This is a genomic window from Nostoc sp., assembly GCF_036919495.1.
Taxonomy (GTDB): domain Bacteria; phylum Cyanobacteriota; class Cyanobacteriia; order Cyanobacteriales; family Nostocaceae; genus Nostoc.
In genome coordinates this window covers 1-14,890 of record NZ_JBALBZ010000217.1, presented here as the reverse complement: position 1 = coordinate 14,890, position 14,890 = coordinate 1, and the positions used below count along the sequence as shown (strand labels likewise).

General features: G+C 41.5%; 18 protein-coding genes. 7 read left to right on the top strand and 11 right to left on the bottom strand.

The window, feature by feature from the left end:
- Positions 1 to 46 precede the first annotated feature (46 nt).
- Both V7K25_RS31075 and V7K25_RS31070 read left to right on the top strand, forming a co-directional pair.
- On the top strand, positions 47 to 805 hold the full coding sequence (locus V7K25_RS31075) for a ferritin-like domain-containing protein (RefSeq protein WP_335163706.1): 759 nt from the start codon (positions 47 to 49) through the stop codon (positions 803 to 805).
- Between the two features lie 200 nt (positions 806 to 1,005).
- Entirely contained in the window at positions 1,006 to 1,353 is a 348-nt protein-coding gene (locus V7K25_RS31070; protein ID WP_109008692.1) for a winged helix-turn-helix transcriptional regulator, read from the top strand.
- A gap of 70 nt (positions 1,354 to 1,423) precedes the next feature.
- Here V7K25_RS31070 and V7K25_RS31065 read toward each other — a convergent pair whose 3' ends face one another.
- The 7 genes from V7K25_RS31065 to V7K25_RS31035 form a co-directional block, all read right to left on the bottom strand.
- Positions 1,424 to 1,819: a salt stress protein, Slr1339 family gene (locus tag V7K25_RS31065; RefSeq protein ID WP_335163702.1), complete on the bottom strand. Its 396-nt coding sequence runs from the start codon at positions 1,817 to 1,819 to the stop codon at positions 1,424 to 1,426.
- Positions 1,820 to 1,846: 27 nt separating this feature from the next.
- Positions 1,847 to 2,452 carry a vWA domain-containing protein gene (locus V7K25_RS31060; protein WP_335163700.1) on the bottom strand — a complete coding sequence of 202 codons (606 nt, stop codon included), beginning with the start codon at positions 2,450 to 2,452 and terminating at the stop codon, positions 1,847 to 1,849.
- A gap of 198 nt (positions 2,453 to 2,650) precedes the next feature.
- Positions 2,651 to 3,256, bottom strand: a complete 606-nt coding sequence (locus tag V7K25_RS31055) for a vWA domain-containing protein (RefSeq protein ID WP_335163698.1) — start codon at positions 3,254 to 3,256, stop codon at positions 2,651 to 2,653.
- 167 nt (positions 3,257 to 3,423) lie between these two features.
- Positions 3,424 to 3,762 (bottom strand): PEP/pyruvate-binding domain-containing protein, encoded by a 339-nt coding sequence (locus V7K25_RS31050; protein WP_335163696.1) that lies wholly within the window; start codon positions 3,760 to 3,762, stop codon positions 3,424 to 3,426.
- A 152-nt stretch (positions 3,763 to 3,914) separates the two neighbouring features.
- Entirely contained in the window at positions 3,915 to 4,085 is a 171-nt protein-coding gene (locus V7K25_RS31045; RefSeq protein WP_335163694.1) for a hypothetical protein, read from the bottom strand.
- 166 nt (positions 4,086 to 4,251) lie between these two features.
- Positions 4,252 to 5,280, bottom strand: coding sequence for a GTPase ObgE (obgE, locus tag V7K25_RS31040; protein WP_335163692.1), 1,029 nt, complete (start codon positions 5,278 to 5,280; stop codon positions 4,252 to 4,254).
- Between the two features lie 67 nt (positions 5,281 to 5,347).
- Positions 5,348 to 6,022 (bottom strand): Mo-dependent nitrogenase C-terminal domain-containing protein, encoded by a 675-nt coding sequence (locus V7K25_RS31035; RefSeq protein WP_335163690.1) that lies wholly within the window; start codon positions 6,020 to 6,022, stop codon positions 5,348 to 5,350.
- A gap of 487 nt (positions 6,023 to 6,509) precedes the next feature.
- Between V7K25_RS31035 and V7K25_RS31030 the strand changes: the two genes are divergently transcribed.
- Entirely contained in the window at positions 6,510 to 7,610 is a 1,101-nt protein-coding gene (locus tag V7K25_RS31030; protein WP_335163688.1) for a glutamate--cysteine ligase, read from the top strand.
- A gap of 232 nt (positions 7,611 to 7,842) precedes the next feature.
- Here V7K25_RS31030 and V7K25_RS31025 read toward each other — a convergent pair whose 3' ends face one another.
- Entirely contained in the window at positions 7,843 to 8,013 is a 171-nt protein-coding gene (locus tag V7K25_RS31025; protein ID WP_335163704.1) for a DUF4058 family protein, read from the bottom strand.
- A gap of 454 nt (positions 8,014 to 8,467) precedes the next feature.
- Between V7K25_RS31025 and V7K25_RS31020 the strand changes: the two genes are divergently transcribed.
- The 3 genes from V7K25_RS31020 to V7K25_RS31010 all read left to right on the top strand — a co-directional run bounded on the left by V7K25_RS31020 (position 8,468) and on the right by V7K25_RS31010 (position 10,669).
- Complete coding sequence (locus V7K25_RS31020; protein ID WP_335163686.1) at positions 8,468 to 8,818, top strand: hypothetical protein; 351 nt, start codon at positions 8,468 to 8,470, stop codon at positions 8,816 to 8,818.
- A gap of 383 nt (positions 8,819 to 9,201) precedes the next feature.
- A complete protein-coding gene (locus V7K25_RS31015) occupies positions 9,202 to 9,741 on the top strand; it encodes a Dps family protein (RefSeq protein ID WP_335163684.1) in 540 nt (179 codons plus the stop codon).
- Between the two features lie 160 nt (positions 9,742 to 9,901).
- Positions 9,902 to 10,669, top strand: coding sequence for a ChaB family protein (locus V7K25_RS31010; RefSeq protein ID WP_335163682.1), 768 nt, complete (start codon positions 9,902 to 9,904; stop codon positions 10,667 to 10,669).
- A 203-nt stretch (positions 10,670 to 10,872) separates the two neighbouring features.
- On the opposite strand, the gene V7K25_RS31005 is transcribed toward V7K25_RS31010, so the two are convergent.
- Positions 10,873 to 11,268, bottom strand: a complete 396-nt coding sequence (locus tag V7K25_RS31005; RefSeq protein WP_335163680.1) for a TIGR02588 family protein — start codon at positions 11,266 to 11,268, stop codon at positions 10,873 to 10,875.
- The gene (locus tag V7K25_RS31000; RefSeq protein ID WP_335163678.1) at positions 11,265 to 12,152 is read right to left on the bottom strand and encodes a TIGR02587 family membrane protein; all 888 of its coding nucleotides are present in this window, start codon (positions 12,150 to 12,152) and stop codon (positions 11,265 to 11,267) included. The genes V7K25_RS31005 and V7K25_RS31000 overlap by 4 nt, the downstream gene beginning before the upstream one ends.
- 305 nt (positions 12,153 to 12,457) lie before the next feature.
- Between V7K25_RS31000 and V7K25_RS30995 the strand changes: the two genes are divergently transcribed.
- On the top strand, positions 12,458 to 12,640 hold the full coding sequence (locus tag V7K25_RS30995) for a CsbD family protein (RefSeq protein WP_335163676.1): 183 nt from the start codon (positions 12,458 to 12,460) through the stop codon (positions 12,638 to 12,640).
- 495 nt (positions 12,641 to 13,135) lie between these two features.
- Here the strand turns inward: V7K25_RS30995 and glgB are convergent.
- On the bottom strand, positions 13,136 to 14,890 hold a 1,755-nt coding region (glgB, locus tag V7K25_RS30990; RefSeq protein WP_335163674.1), incomplete at its 5' end, for a 1,4-alpha-glucan branching enzyme.

Genomic DNA, 14,890 nt, shown 5'->3' with positions numbered 1-14,890 from the left:
AGTTCAGCCTTTAATGACAGTAATCTGCTGTCTGGCTGGTTTAGTTATGTACGGGCTGGATACCGTGATTCACCAAACAACGAATCGCACAGCTGGTTCAAGTGCTTTTGCCTATTACTCTGCTGCTCAAATTCGTGATTCTAAAACCCGCCCTAACATCCTTGCGGGGTTTCAGTTGGCCGAATCTGGCTCTGTGCCGTTTTTATCTGCACTTAGCGATCGCGCCGCAGCCGAAGGCGATACATGGCTAGCCGAAAAACTAGCAAAACATGCATCAGATGAAACTAGGCATGGTAAAATTTTTGCCCACGCCTTACAACAGCTGAATAAACAAGTAATAGATTTCAAGCGTCAGCCCCAAACTACAACCACAAAAAAATCACAACAGCGTAGTCCCTTTTTCGCAGCATTCTTTGAAGGCTACACCCAAGAACAGCTAAAACCGGCTGTCATTGACTGGGATGTGTTTATGGCTAGCACATACATTCTGGAGTTAGATGCTAGTAAAGACTTTGCGCGAATGGCGAAAGTATTACCTGATTACGAATCAACCGCTCGGAACTTGAAGTTAGGAATGCTTTGTATTGCCCAAGATGAAACTGGACATGCTACTTATCTCTACGAAGCGATGATGCGACGGATGTCTGCGACTGAAGTGCAAAAACTTGTAGATATGTGGCGAACCCGCAAGGTAAACGCCTTGTTGGCAATGGTTGGTGGTATTCTCCAGCGTAATGGTGAAACGCGATCGCTAGTCCAAGATAGTGCGCCGTCGGAAATCGATTCTGAGTTGGTAGCTACATAATTTCTAATAGATATCTTGAATATCTAATGCTCAAAAGTTTGTGAAAATTCAACATTTAGCTTGAAAGGCGCGAGGTTTGTCTTTTGCCTTTCAAGCTAATTTCCACTTTTTTCCTTGATATTATGTTGTGGATCTACCCATACTTGGAAATATCAGTACTACCCAGCAAACCTAAGTAAGGTTCTTCTTAAAAACTAATTATGAAAGCTGAAGCAGAAAATAATCGCAGGCTGACTTGTGAAGTAGAAACTACTTTAAAGGTGATTGGTGGACGCTGGAAAGTTTTGATTATTAGAGAATTAATGACTGGCGTCAAACGATTTGGTGAGTTGCAACGGGCTTTACCTGGAGTTACGCAAAAGATGCTGACTCAGCAACTCAGAGAAATGGAAGAAGACGGTATTATTCATCGAGAAGTGTATCCCCAAATTCCGCCCAAGGTGGAATATTCTCTGACGCCTTTAGGAGAAACTTTACAACCAATTCTCTATGCTATGCATGAATGGGCTGTGCAACGGTTGGCTCTAAAAAATCACCATCAATATTGAGCATAGTTAATAACTAATAATTGCTAACTTATAATTTTAACTAGCAGATTTCTAAGAATCACGAATTATTTTATTCGTTGTTTCTTAAATATTCAATCGCTGCCTCTAATTTTGAGGAGTAACTTTCAGCAAACCTTTCAAACCAAAGTCCTTCTGATGAAAATGGATCTACTTTGGCTAACCATTCTTTTGCTTCCGCTTTCAAAGCTTCTAGATGTTTGGCTTTGAGTTGTTCTTGTCGAATTCGTTCTTGTTCTAATTCTTGCTGTCTCTTTAACTTAATAGCAGCATCCTCTTCGGCAAAATCAGCCTGAACTTCTGCCAAAAGGTTATCTATGAAAGATGCCGACTTTGGCGATGATGGAATAAACGATTTGGCTGTGGCTGATTTTGACTGCTGCTGTTGTGGTTGTACTTCTTTATATTCGGTTTGGAGTTCAGCTAATAGCTTATCAATGGAATCCATTTTGGCAATTCCTAATAAATGGTATAGTTAGTCATTAATCGCATTGAGTAGCACTTCTGATAAACTCATATCTTCCATATCTTCCATAGTAATGGTGTCACAGATATCAAACTTAGCACCGGCACTTTGAAGTTCATCGTCTAAGACTTTGAGAAAGCGGGTAGCTTGCTGATCTGTACCAACTTGAATGAAGGAAATAGCTAATTCTTCATCTCGATCGATGCGGCGAGAAGCTTCAATAATTACCTTCATTACTGCTTTGCGATCGTCCGGTTCACCATCAGTAACCACTAAAATTGTTTCACCATTTGGCTTGGTTTGACCGGCTGCTTTGCGTTGAAGGTAATCATCAGTTGCATGTTTTAACACACCTGCCAAGTCAGTTGTACCAGAGGGGTCATTTTCTTGGAAAATTTGCGCTACCTTGCCGGATGTCACATTTTCGTATCGCTTAAATTTACCAGAAAATACATAAATAGTAATGCCGTCTGGGTCAAATTGTTCACATTTACTAGCTAAAGCTAAAGTAGATTCCTGTGCTGCAACCCATCTAGTTCTACCACCCTTTTGATCTTTGGTTGCCATGCTGCCACTTTTGTCGATAATCAAGGTATAGTCACGATTTTCTAGCATTATTCAATTCTCCAATTAAGAGTCAATTAATTTTGGATTTGGGATTAACCGTTAACCTAAAAATAGGGTATTGAAAAGAAATTTAAGATTTTAATTTTCATCGTTGAAACTAGTCGTGAAACCAGATTTCAATTTAAAATTGAAGGATTTAAAATTTAAAATCTAAAATTGGTTACTGGACTATGCATAATCAACATATTAGTCAGTTATTGCGTTTGTCAATACATCTACAAGGCTCATTTCTTCTAAGTCGTCTAAAGTAACCGTGTCACAAATATCAAATTTAGCACCGACACTTTGCAACTGATCGTCCAAAGCTTTGAGGAACTTAGTTGCTTGGGCATCTGAACCCACTTGAATCATTGAAATTCCTAATTCTTCATCACGTTCCATCTGACGAGTTGCATGAATAATCACTTCAAACACAGCTTTGCGATCGTCTGGTTCACCATCGGTAATGACTAAAATTGTCTCTCCGTTTGGCTTACTTTTACCGGCAGCTTTGCGTTGAAAGTAGTTATTGAGGGCATCCTGAAGTACAGCTGCTAAGTTTGTCGTCCCAGAAGGGTCATTTTCGAGAAATATTTGTGCGACTTTGGCTGAAGTGACATCATCGTAGCGTTTAAATCTACCGGAAAACACGTACACCGTAATGCCATCGGGGTCAAACTGTTCAGCCTTTCTTGCTAAAGCCAGAGTAGATTCTTGGGCTATGTCCCATCTACTTCTACCACCCACTTGATCGGGTGTGGACATACTACCGCTTTTGTCAATTATTAATGTGTAGTCGCGATCGCTCATCATAATTTTCCTCTGATTATTACCCTGTAGTTCTAGTCTAGTGTACGAATTTGATGATCCCGTAAGCACTTTAAGGTTTCGTATCAATCTTGCTACTCAATAAAGCCGTGTCACAGTTTTTAATATAGGATTTCTACATAGCCTTCCGTTCCATTAACCCGAATTCTCTGTCAGGCATTTTTTTCATCAAGCCTGGAGAGGAGGCTGGCGATCTCTTGATTAATGTCTTGAGGAATGGGTATTCCTTCGATGAAAGAGCGAATCTCACCGCTAAGTTCACCGATTTTATGTCTGTCTTCCACCAATAGATGTGATAACCGAGCGAGTAATTCGTTAATCGACGACGTTTCCCCAATGATTCTTTTAAAAGCTTCAGTAGAAACACAGAAGCCATCCGGTACGTGGATTCCTTCAATCTTGGAAAGTTCCCCCAGGTTTGCGCCTTTACCTCCAACAACCTTGAGTTGTGTTTTGTCAATATCTTGAAAACAAAGCACAAATGAACTCATTAGTTTCCCTCCTTTGGCAATTCATGCTTTGGTAATTTTGACTGCATCATAACCGATCGACTCTCAACAGTCGGTGTGCATGTGTGCATGGGCGTTGTTATGCGGCGGTCAGCTATGCTGGGCGACTCTGCGCGATCGTTCACTAGCTGCCGCTACCGCGATGCGATCGTGTTTTCAGGATGCCAATCTGCTCGGTTCAGGCAATAAACAAAACAGTCATCGTCGCCAAACCTTCGTGGTTCAACAAATTGAAAGCCAAGACGTTCATAGAAGCGGTGAGCGCGAGTATTACTGGCAAGTGGATCGATGAGGACAGCCGTCACACGCGAGTCGGCAAAACATTGAGTCTAGGGCAAGCTACATCATTCTTGTACCGTAGCCTTTGCCCAAATCTGTTTAGAATGTATTTCGCAGCCAGGACAAGGGGCTAAGTTTGTGATTAAGATTCCCCTGATCCAGGATACGTCAACATAATTTGTAATTATTTTATCAGCTAAATACCTCCACTTCTTGAGGAACCTTCATTTGGTCGAGAATTCCCCAAATTTCTTGTAACATCGGCTCTAACCCGGTGCGGGTAACTGCTGAAATCACAAAAACGGGGGCGTAGGAGAGATGATTAAGTTGGGTGGCTAACGCCTCCAAATCGACAGTTTCCCGATCAACTGCATCAATTTTGTTTAGCGCTAAAATTTGCGGGCGTTCTGCTAAACCTCGTCCATAAGCTTTTAATTCTTCTTTAATTGTGTTGTAATCTCCAACCACATCATCACTAGTGGCATCAATTAAGTGAAGTAGCACTCGCGTGCGCTCAATATGGCGCAAGAAATCGTGTCCCAGTCCTGCACCATGAGATGCTCCCTCAATTAGTCCGGGAATGTCGGCGAAAACAGTACCATCGCCAGTAGGTTTACGCACTACACCCAAATTTGGGATAAGGGTAGTAAAAGGGTAGTCTGCGATTTTTGGACGTGCTGCTGATAAAGATGAAATTAGAGTGGATTTACCAGCATTTGGTAAGCCAATAATCCCGACTTCTGCCAAAAGCTTCAACTCTAGGCGCAGCTGCTTTATTTCCCCTGGTAATCCTGGGAGGGCGTATTCTGGGGCGCGGTTACGGTTACTCAAGAAATGCTGATTTCCCAGTCCACCTTTACCACCTTGGGCAATCAGCAAAGTCTGCTTAGGCTCAGTTAAATCCCCTAGCAATTCGCCAGTTTCAGCATCATAAATGGTTGTACCACAGGGAACTTCGATGATTAAATCCTTTCCTCCTGCTCCAGTGCAGTTATTCGGCCCACCACGAGTCCCTTTTTCTGCCTGAAAGCGATGGTTATATCTGAAGTCCAGCAAGGTTTGCAGGTTTTCGTCGGCAAGGAAAAATACTGAACCGCCTCTTCCCCCATTACCACCAGAGGGGCCACCAGTCGGCACGTATTTTTCTCGCCGGAAGGCGACAATACCATCGCCGCCTTTACCAGCTTCAACTTCAATTTTTGCTTGGTCGATAAATTGCATATTTAAGTAATAGTGAGAAGTGAGGAGTTAGGAGTTAAAGATTATAGCTCCTCACTCTCCACTTTAACTAAATATATGGTGAAACATCTTCACCACATTTATCTGCCAAATAAGAGAGGGCGCGGAAACGTAAGCCCACCAATTGCTCGTACAAGGGGTTGATTTTACACATCGGCGGTATGTGGACAATCTTTCGTCCAAATAAGGTGACATCCCGCTCAAAGGGACACTGGGAGGGAATCATTTTACACAAAAAGCGGGCTACTCTTGGGTCTTGGATATCTAGCCGATTCAGCCAGTCGCGCAGGGGGTGTAGTGCATCAATTTGACGCTTTGTAAGCCCAGTCCTGGCAATACTGGGGGTAAGCTGTGGGTGTTCTAGGGTGTAGCGAAGGGCTTCTAGTAAATTTTCTGGCTGTTCTAAGGCTTGGCAGAACTGGTGCAGAATCTGATCTTCGCTGGGAGAATAAGTACCATCTGCGATCGCTACCATGATCGCAGTTCTTAAGAAATTTTCCGATGCTGGCGTACCTTTACCCAAGACTGCGGCTAATTCTTCTGGTGTAATTACCTCTAGTGAATCGCATTGAATCTTAGGAGCTAATTCATTTTTGGTGATGCTGGCAATTAATTCCTGTTCTTGGGCATCAAAATTACCATCTGCCCAAGCAATGGTGAGCAGTCCACGCAACCAAGCGGCAATCTGTTCGCTGCTGTAGGGGGATTGAACGGTACTTGTCATAAACTCACGTCTCAAGCTTTCCTCAGTCACTACTAAGCTACCCTACCCAGTGACTAGGAAGATAGTGGGGGCAATACAGAATAATCAAGAAAGTTCGTAAGCATCGCTGCCTTCAGAAATAAACCAGAGAAGTTTTCAAATCGCAACAGTCGGTCTTGGGGTAAAATCCATCTGAGATAATCTTGAGAATTTTTTCTACTTAAACTAAAAAGGAAGATTTGATCTTTGTTGTGGAGATATTAATGAATAAAAGCAAAGTTCACCTCAGCATCATTCAAGAAAGACTACTAATTCCCTCTGGGCTAGAGTTTATGGGCTTCAGGCAGCATATCCAATTATAGTAGATCCTAAATCATCTGAAATTATTGCAGCGATGGCTTACCAATTTGATTAACCTGCTACTGCAAAGTCTTCTCAAATAGGCTGTTGTTTATGAGGGATTATCGTCCACAACTGGTTACGCACCTACACAATAAAGGTATACATAATGTTTTTATTTGGCATTGAGCATGAAGTCGCTTTTCTAAATAAAGAAGGAAAGTTTGCTGATTTTTCCCACACCAAATTTGCTGATTTCAATCAAATTATTGAAAAGCTACCTACATACCCCAGCGACTATCCTCAACTGCGCGTAGGGGATGCGGGTATTAAAATGAAGAGATGGTATATTGAGGGATTTGAAAGATTTGCAGATTCCGATAAGGTAATAGACTGTCATGCTAAAGGTATCGAAATTAGAACGACTATACATTCTAATATTCAAGGTGCTATTACTGAATTATCAGAAAGTTTTCACTTGCTACGTGAGGTTGCTGCGAACTTTGGTTTCTCACCAGTTTTAGTCAGTTTTAATCCATACAATCCGGTTTTTGAACCTCATCCCCCATTAAACGATTACGAAATTAAAGAGCTACAGACTTATCCTGATGAACAAACTGCTAATATTCACATGGTGTCATACGGGCCAGATTTAAATATTTCAGTAGCAAATTTGTCTACTGAAGATGTGATTGATATTGGCAAAAAGTTAACTTATTATAGTCCTTATATCGTCCCTTTTAGTTATAGTTCCCCTTTTTATAAGGGAGGTTTATGGGATGGTTTATCGGTACGAACATTTATCAGAACCGGAAAAAGATCAGCAGTTCTGGTTTTTATTCAGAAACAAGAACAACTGATTAATAGCATACCTTCATTAACAAAAATTGCCCGCATTCCGGCGGAAGTTGGACGCATTGAATTTAAAGCTTGTGATAGCTGTGATGACTTTTATATATATGCAGCTTTGCTAACATTATTGAAAGGTTTGGTGTTAGATAAAAGTTTGCTGGGTAGAGCAACTGTACCCAATGCAATATTACACCAAGTTTCTGCAAAAGAAGGGTTTGACAACGAGGATATTTTTGGGAATGCGGCAAAAGTATTGCAAGCAGCCGAAGTTGCTTTAGGAGATGATCCAGATGTTCATTATTTAATGCCGTTAAAAATAATGTTGGCGAAGCGAAAAACAAGATCCCATGAATTAATAGAAATGTTCCATCGTGTAAGTTCGATACAAGAGGTAATAAGACAGACTTATCAAGTTTAGAATAAAATGGGAATGAGGACTCTTAAGGGATATTTGAAAAGTTATTCAGGTTATCTGCAATTGCTAAAAGTGCGTCAAGCGCAGTGGCAATTTTTCCAAAACCTCACTTGTAAGCAAAATATGATGCCTACGGTGGGCTATACCTGTGCTAAAATATTACGCAAATAAACATTGCACATCCACTAGTGAGGTTGTCATTTGTCCTTAGTAAACACTTTTGACTAATGACGGTCTATACGGAAAATAGTGCAAGTAGGCGCATTAGTAATCTTTGTAAGTAAACTATTGGCTCAGGTTCTCCCTCACCCAAAGTTACTGGAAAAACAGGAATTGGGTTTTTTAAGTCGAAAGTATATAAATCTGCATCAGGTCTGTTGTCGCTGCGACTAACGCAAGATACTATAATCTATGGCTTCCTAGAACAGGCATTGACTCTCCTTGTCTCAAAAGGTCAACTTCTACCAAGTTGGGTGCAGAAACCAAACTATATTAATAAGTCGATATACCTGGAGACTGATTTTATTTATAACTAAAGATATAGTAAATTTCATTCTAGAGATTGATGCAGGCATTAGCATTTTCAAAGTAAAAGTAGAAATAGAGAACCTTGAAAGAAGATTGTCAATATAAAAACGTAATGATTTTGCTAAAGAATTAAGGTGATATTTGCTTCTTATCCCTTAACTAGTTCGATGCAGAAATCTTAAGACAATTTCTTCGTCAGGTTCGTTTTTAAAGAACTTTCAGATTGAAGGGTAGCTGGCTATTTTTATTATTGCTCTTTACCAAGTAAAATGTGATCTGCCGCTATTTCAATCAAAGTTATGCGTTGTTAAAGCTGTTATCGAGGATTTCAAATGAAAATTATTGCTTCTGTCTTAAGTCCAGTACGCTTCCTAGTTGTGGCTTTTACTTGCGCCTTACTATTGTTATCTAGTGCTTTTCCTGCTTTTGCGATCGATAGCTACCAAAGTGACCCTGAGGAAGCTACTACACAACTGCTTGACATTCAGGCCAAAACTGACGAAGCTGGGAAAGCACCACCAATAGGATTGAAAAAGACTCAAAAAGAGACTAACGAAGGACTTAATGAGGTTCAGGGAGCTGCTGATATTGACAAGCAGAAGCGTCCAGAAAATTCACAGGCCGCAACATCTGTGGAAGAAAATATAAAGAATGTGTTGGAGAAAGTTACAGGTAAGAAATAAATTAATAGTCTTGGTAATTTTCCGGTAGTAATGGGTGATTGCGTAAAAGCAGTCACCCATTACTAATTAGTACTGTTATGGAGACTACAATTTAATTATAAAAATATGTTCATCTTGAGCATCTATGGTTAAACTGGGTTTGCATAGTTTTGATTAAAAATATTTTAATTGATCATTATATTTAGTATATTTTATTGTTATAGCCGAAAAAATCAATAAAGTTCGCTAATTACTAGAATATTGGCTTAATACTACCTATTAAGGCATAGGAACAATTATCAATGGGTTGATTAATTCAAGCTGACAATGTTTCCTTTGGTTGATGTGGATTATGTTGAAAATTTGAGAAGTTAGTAGATAAGTTTGCTTAGGGATGGAAAACAATGCGTTCGATAAACATTGGTTTGACTGAAGAACAGCGTCAAGGTGTAATTAATCTGTTAAATCAAGATTTGGCAGACGCTTATCTACTGTTGGTGAAAACCAAAAAGTATCACTGGGATGTGGTTGGCCCTCAGTTCCGCTCTTTGCACCAGCTTTGGGAAGAACACTACCAAACGCTGACTCTAAATATTGATGCTTTGGCAGAGCGGACTCGTGCTTTGGGCGGTTATCCAGTTGGCACATTGGAAGGATTTCTCAAGATTGCTAGCCTCAAGGAACATGCTGGTAATGTTCCCACAGCAACGGGGATGGTATCTAATCTAGTGAACGATCACGAGCAGGTTATTCGGAACTTAAGAGACCATGTAGATCAGTCTGGTGAACAGTTCCACGATCAAGGAACTGCTGACTTTCTGACTGGACTAATGGAACAGCATGAGGAAATGGCTTGGATGTTGCGTTCATTCATTGAAGGCGAAGCACTGGGGCCAGATGGTAGACAGCCAGCAGAAGGGGCCAAGACTCCTGTAGGTGTGTAGCTCAAAACGTCTGAGTAGAGGATGGTTCTCTGTAAAACCAGTTAGAAGGAGGATTGATTTCTCCTTCTAATTGGTGTGAAGGAATTAATCTGCCTGCATCTACCTATTCACCATATTCATTGCAAAAACAAGATAATACAAACCAAACAGGGGGTTTTAAGTGTCAGAAGTATATAAAGCAGAACGGACTATCTCTGCTGTATTTAAAGAACAGAAGCAAATTGATGATGTGATTCGGCGGTTATTAGCCAGGGATGTGCCTAGAGATCATATTTCGGTCATGGGTAGAAATTTCCAGTCCGAAACTAGAATCGCTGGCTTTATTAGTAAAAAAGATGTTATAGTGGGAGGTTTGAGAACAGGGGCAGTTTTTGGTTCCTTGTTTGGTTCCTTTCTCAGCTTGCTCACGGGTGTAGGCGTACTGTTTATTCCTTTTGTCGGTTCAATCGTGGCAGCAGGGCCTATTGGTGCAGTGCTGTTGGGAGCTGCTAGTGGAGCGATCGCAGGTAGTGCAGGTGCCGGTCTAGTATCGGTTTTAACTACTTTGGGGATGCCAGAAGATAAAGCGGCTATCTACCAAACCCGCTTACAAGCTGGTGAGTTCTTGGTGATGGCAGAAGTTCCGAGCGATCGCACTGGCGAATTTCAATTGTTGCTCGAAAGTGCTGGTGGCGAAGAAATTCACACAATTGAAAAAACCTTTGCTCGCCCTTGTCCTGGACAGTGCAACAGCCCAGAAGACTTGTCTCCTGAAGTTCGCGCTCATCTTTCTGATGAAGCTCAACGCACCTTCATTGAGCGCTATAACACTGTCTTCAATGAGAAAAATGACGAGTTCACTGCTGAACAAGCTGCTTGGGAGTCTGTTCATCAACAATATGATGAAGATGAAAACGGTGTTTGGTCAAAAGCTAAGGTTAAAGCTTAAAGATTTCCAAAAAATAAATTATCCAATTTTATCGGGTGGGTAATCCTACCAGGTTTTCTTTAGTTAAGGGCGGGCAAGACTTCGGGGTGACACTTTGGCTTACCTCGACTTCGCTTGGCACAAGTCGCTCAGTGCAAAGACCGTATGAGCAATGCCGTGTCCCTACCCGTGAAAATCGCTATATCTGCGGTTTTAAATCTTCATTAGGGCAATTTATAGCTACCAACACGCAGATTTAACTGACCTTGGCGCGGGTTTTGGCTGAATATAAATGCGCCTTCTTCACTTTCCCCACTAGATAAAAAATCGATCTGTTGCTCTCCTGTTTCTGTAACTTTACCGTTAATGAGTAACTCAGCCATAATTTGAACTGACTCGGCTGTGTCTCCTCCACTATTGACAACTTCAAAGGGAACATAAAATTGCCCATTAATTTCCCGAATTGTTTGTTTTTTGCTAACAGAAAGGATGGGAGGTTGATTTTTTTCGTTCAGCCAAGTGTAGCCCACCAGACTCACAATGATTGCTAGGATAAGTGAGGCAACGCTGAATGTTACCCATTCAGCTATTGAACGTGATGGTTGTTCTGTTTTAGTCATATTGCTAACCTTCCGGCTGCACCGCCAATAGTTGCAGGTAAGCCCAGCATCAAGGTGTGATCTAACCACATTGTCCAAGGGTCGCTAAAAGTTAACTTTTGAAAGAACCACAGCATAAAAGCGCTTGCTAGCAGTGATACTAGGTAGGACATAATGGTTTCGCTCGATGGTCGTTGGAAAATTCCCTTTTGCTGTTTCCGCTTTTGCTGGTCAGAAAAGCCAGCCTGAAATACAATGCCATAAGAAATCAGCAAAGATGTGGCGATCATTGCCAACTGCCAAGGTGGCGAGGCTGCGGCTGCAAGCATAGGTATTTCATCTGTTGGAGCAATGTTAAATGCGATTATGGTTGCACCAATCAAGGTTCCACCGACATCGGCAAAGGTGGCTTGTAACTCATCCTCTTTGTTCTTGGTTGTGCTGTTTACCCGATTGCTTCCTTGTGCTTCTGCATTCCCATTTCTAGTATCTCCCAAAAGTTGGTTGGCTAATGCTACACCGAGAGCGAAAGGCACACTTTCAAAGATAATTTTACCTAAAGATTCCTTTAGGGAAGTTTCTGGGGTCAATTCTTGCAATAGTAGCAACACAAAGGCAGAGCAAGCTAGTCCGATCGCGATCGCTTCTACGGTATCCATTGCGGCTTGAGGAGTTAGCCAGCTATATGTACGTTTCCGAAAGCCTTCTGTCTGATTAAGCAAGTAAACCACAATAAACATAAATGCGATCGCCATCATCATCAGTTGTGGTTTTACTAATGATCCAATCCACCAAACCTCCATTGTGTACAGTAAAGGTATACCAAATAAAAAACCTCCGCAAGCACCCCGAATGATGTCATTAATCTCACTCTTCCATACATTTTTTTGACGTTTTGTTGTCACTCCTTTACTTTCCTTTTGTTGAAAATTTGCTTTGACTTATACTAATTTTCTATGAAGGTGCATATAGCAGCCCTAAATTCTTCGTGAAAAGTTAGATCCCCGGCTTCTCAAAGAAACCAGGGATCTGAACACAGCGAATTTATGATATCTTCATATTTTTTTAGTTGGGTGTTCTGTAACAGCCCGTATCTATCTTAAGATACATAATCTAAAGAATTCTTCTCTCCGTTGATGGAAGTCCAAAATAATACACTGTTGTTAGTTTATGTAATAGGTCAATCAACTACAAGCTGAAAATAAAAACCATGAGTGCCGAAAAAAGAGTAGAAGCTATTGCAAAAAATATTGAAGGGAAAGTTCAAGAGGTTGTGGGTGAAATAACCGGTAATCCCCAAGATAAAGCTGAAGGACAAACAAAGCAAGCTGAAGCTCAAGTTGCTCACACTGTAGAAAACATTAAAGACGAACTAAAGAAAGCTTTAGATTAATTTACGTTTTTGGACTGGAAATAGAAATACTAGATTAGCGATGATTCCTTAATCATAGTTTAACATTAATTACTCCACTTACTTTGAGAAAGTGGAGTTTTTGTATTGTTAATGTAATATTTGAAAAGGTAAATTACTAAAAAGTTGGTTTTAGATTGGAAGTCTTGGCTACACGGGTACATACGCGCTAGCGGCTTCCTTTAAAATACGTTTAAGATGGGAAAATATTAATAATCATTGGGAGGAATCAATCGTCATGACTGTTATTGTTGCTAAGTGGACGATTGACGAATATCACCGCATGATTGATACTGGCATTTTAAGCGATCGCATTGTGCCAGTTGGGTAAATCCTGTTTAAAAATAGATGTTGCGCGATAGTCATTCACGCTTTAAATAGGCCACACTCTAAGGGTGCAGCAATGCTAGCATTGCTGTCGATATGTGGGTAAAGTTTTGATTACTCCTGGGCGGGCTAGATGCCCACCCTTAATTGTTATTGCAATGCCTCAGCAGTTTTCTTCTTATCCAACTTGAGAATTAACACACCCAAAGGTGGTAAACACAAATCCAGCGAATAGGGACGACTGTGCAAAGACCAATCATTTGTCCACTTACCGCCTAAGTTGCCCATATTGCTGCCGCCATACTGACGCGCATCGCTATTGAACAACTCAGTATAAAATCCCTTTTGCGGTACACCGATACGGTAGTGAGAATGGGGTTGCGGTGTAAAATTGCAAACGACGATCGCAAAATCATCAGAATCCTTGTCACGACGCATGAAAGAAACTACACTATGGCGGTTGTCGCTACAATCAATCCACTCAAACCCAGGTTCAGCAAAATCCTGGGTGTACAAAACTGGTTCAGAACGGTAGAGATGGTTCAATTCCCGGAAAAATGTTTTTAACTGTTGGTGGGCTTCATGCTGCAATAAATGCCATTCCAAATCTGTCCAATCATTCCACTCACTCCACTGCCCAAACTCCATGCTCATAAACATGGTTTTCTTGCCAGGGTGAGCAAACATGTAAGTAAATAAACAACGCACGTTAGCTAACTTCTGCCATGCATCCCCCGGCATTTTGCCGATGATATTGCTCTTGCCATGCACCACTTCATCGTGAGACAGAGCCAGCATGAAGTTCTCACTGTGGTTGTACCACATACTAAAGGTAATATTGTTTTGGTGGAACTGGCGGAACCAAGGGTCCATGCTGAAGTAATCCAGCATATCGTGCATCCAGCCCATATCCCACTTCAAGTTAAAGCCAAGTCCGCCTGTATAGGTGGGCCAAGACACCATTGGCCAGGAAGTAGATTCTTCCGCAATTGAAAGAATGCCGGGAAAATAGCTAAAGATAATGTTATTTACCTGACGCAAAAAATCTGCTGCTTCTAGGTTTTCTCTGCCGCCGTACTGATTGGGCAGCCATTCGCCTGGCTCGCGGCAATAATCATTGTAGAGCATCGAGGCAACAGCATCGACACGAATCCCGTCAATATGGTATTTATCAAACCAGAAGAGGGCATTTGCTGCTAAGAAATTACTGACTTCATGGCGACCATAGTTGAACACCAAAGTACCCCATCCTTTGTGTTCGCCTTTGCGGGGGTCAGCATGTTCATATAGGTGACTACCATCAAAGAAAGCTAAACCATGCCCATCTTTGGGAAAGTGACCAGGAACCCAATCCACAATTACCCCTATATCATTTTGGTGACATTTGTCAACAAAATACATGAAATCTTCGGGGCTGCCAAAACGGGAGGTGGGGGCATAGTACCCAGTGACTTGATAACCCCAAGAACCATCAAAGGGATGCTCCGCAATCGGCAGCATTTCTATGTGGGTGTATCCTAATTCTTTGACATAAGGAATGAGTCGGTCAGCCAGTTCCCGGTAGGTAAGGAAGCGTGCGCCCGGCTTCAGTCCAGAAACGATAACTACAGGTTCAGTTTCACCATTTGGCAGTTTAGCAGGTTCGGCACTCGAAGCGTGTAACCAAGAGCCTAAATGCACTTCATAGACTGAGACAGGCTGGGTGAGGGGGTCAGTGTGACGCCGCTTTTCCATCCAGCTTTCGTCGTTCCAACTGTAAGCATCTAAATCAGTGACAATGGATGCGGTTTTCGGGCGGGGTTCCTGCTGAAAACCGTAGGGATCAGATTTTTCGTAAATGTGTCCTTCAAAATTTTTGATTTCATATTTGTAATGCTCTCCCACACCGATTTCAGGAATAAATAA

What these genes read in the sequence shown, in the direction of transcription:
- V7K25_RS31075 (WP_335163706.1), top strand. Translation starts at nt 47, where the DNA reads ATGTACGGGCTGGATACCGTGATTCACCAAACAACGAATCGCACAGCT.
- V7K25_RS31070 (WP_109008692.1), top strand. Translation starts at nt 1,006, where the DNA reads ATGAAAGCTGAAGCAGAAAATAATCGCAGGCTGACTTGTGAAGTAGAA.
- V7K25_RS31065 (WP_335163702.1), bottom strand. Translation starts at nt 1,819, where the DNA reads ATGGATTCCATTGATAAGCTATTAGCTGAACTCCAAACCGAATATAAA.
- V7K25_RS31060 (WP_335163700.1), bottom strand. Translation starts at nt 2,452, where the DNA reads ATGCTAGAAAATCGTGACTATACCTTGATTATCGACAAAAGTGGCAGC.
- V7K25_RS31055 (WP_335163698.1), bottom strand. Translation starts at nt 3,256, where the DNA reads ATGATGAGCGATCGCGACTACACATTAATAATTGACAAAAGCGGTAGT.
- V7K25_RS31050 (WP_335163696.1), bottom strand. Translation starts at nt 3,762, where the DNA reads ATGAGTTCATTTGTGCTTTGTTTTCAAGATATTGACAAAACACAACTC.
- obgE (WP_335163692.1), bottom strand. Translation starts at nt 5,280, where the DNA reads ATGCAATTTATCGACCAAGCAAAAATTGAAGTTGAAGCTGGTAAAGGC.
- V7K25_RS31035 (WP_335163690.1), bottom strand. Translation starts at nt 6,022, where the DNA reads ATGACAAGTACCGTTCAATCCCCCTACAGCAGCGAACAGATTGCCGCT.
- V7K25_RS31030 (WP_335163688.1), top strand. Translation starts at nt 6,510, where the DNA reads ATGTTTTTATTTGGCATTGAGCATGAAGTCGCTTTTCTAAATAAAGAA.
- V7K25_RS31020 (WP_335163686.1), top strand. Translation starts at nt 8,468, where the DNA reads ATGAAAATTATTGCTTCTGTCTTAAGTCCAGTACGCTTCCTAGTTGTG.
- V7K25_RS31015 (WP_335163684.1), top strand. Translation starts at nt 9,202, where the DNA reads ATGCGTTCGATAAACATTGGTTTGACTGAAGAACAGCGTCAAGGTGTA.
- V7K25_RS31005 (WP_335163680.1), bottom strand. Translation starts at nt 11,268, where the DNA reads ATGACTAAAACAGAACAACCATCACGTTCAATAGCTGAATGGGTAACA.
- V7K25_RS30995 (WP_335163676.1), top strand. Translation starts at nt 12,458, where the DNA reads ATGAGTGCCGAAAAAAGAGTAGAAGCTATTGCAAAAAATATTGAAGGG.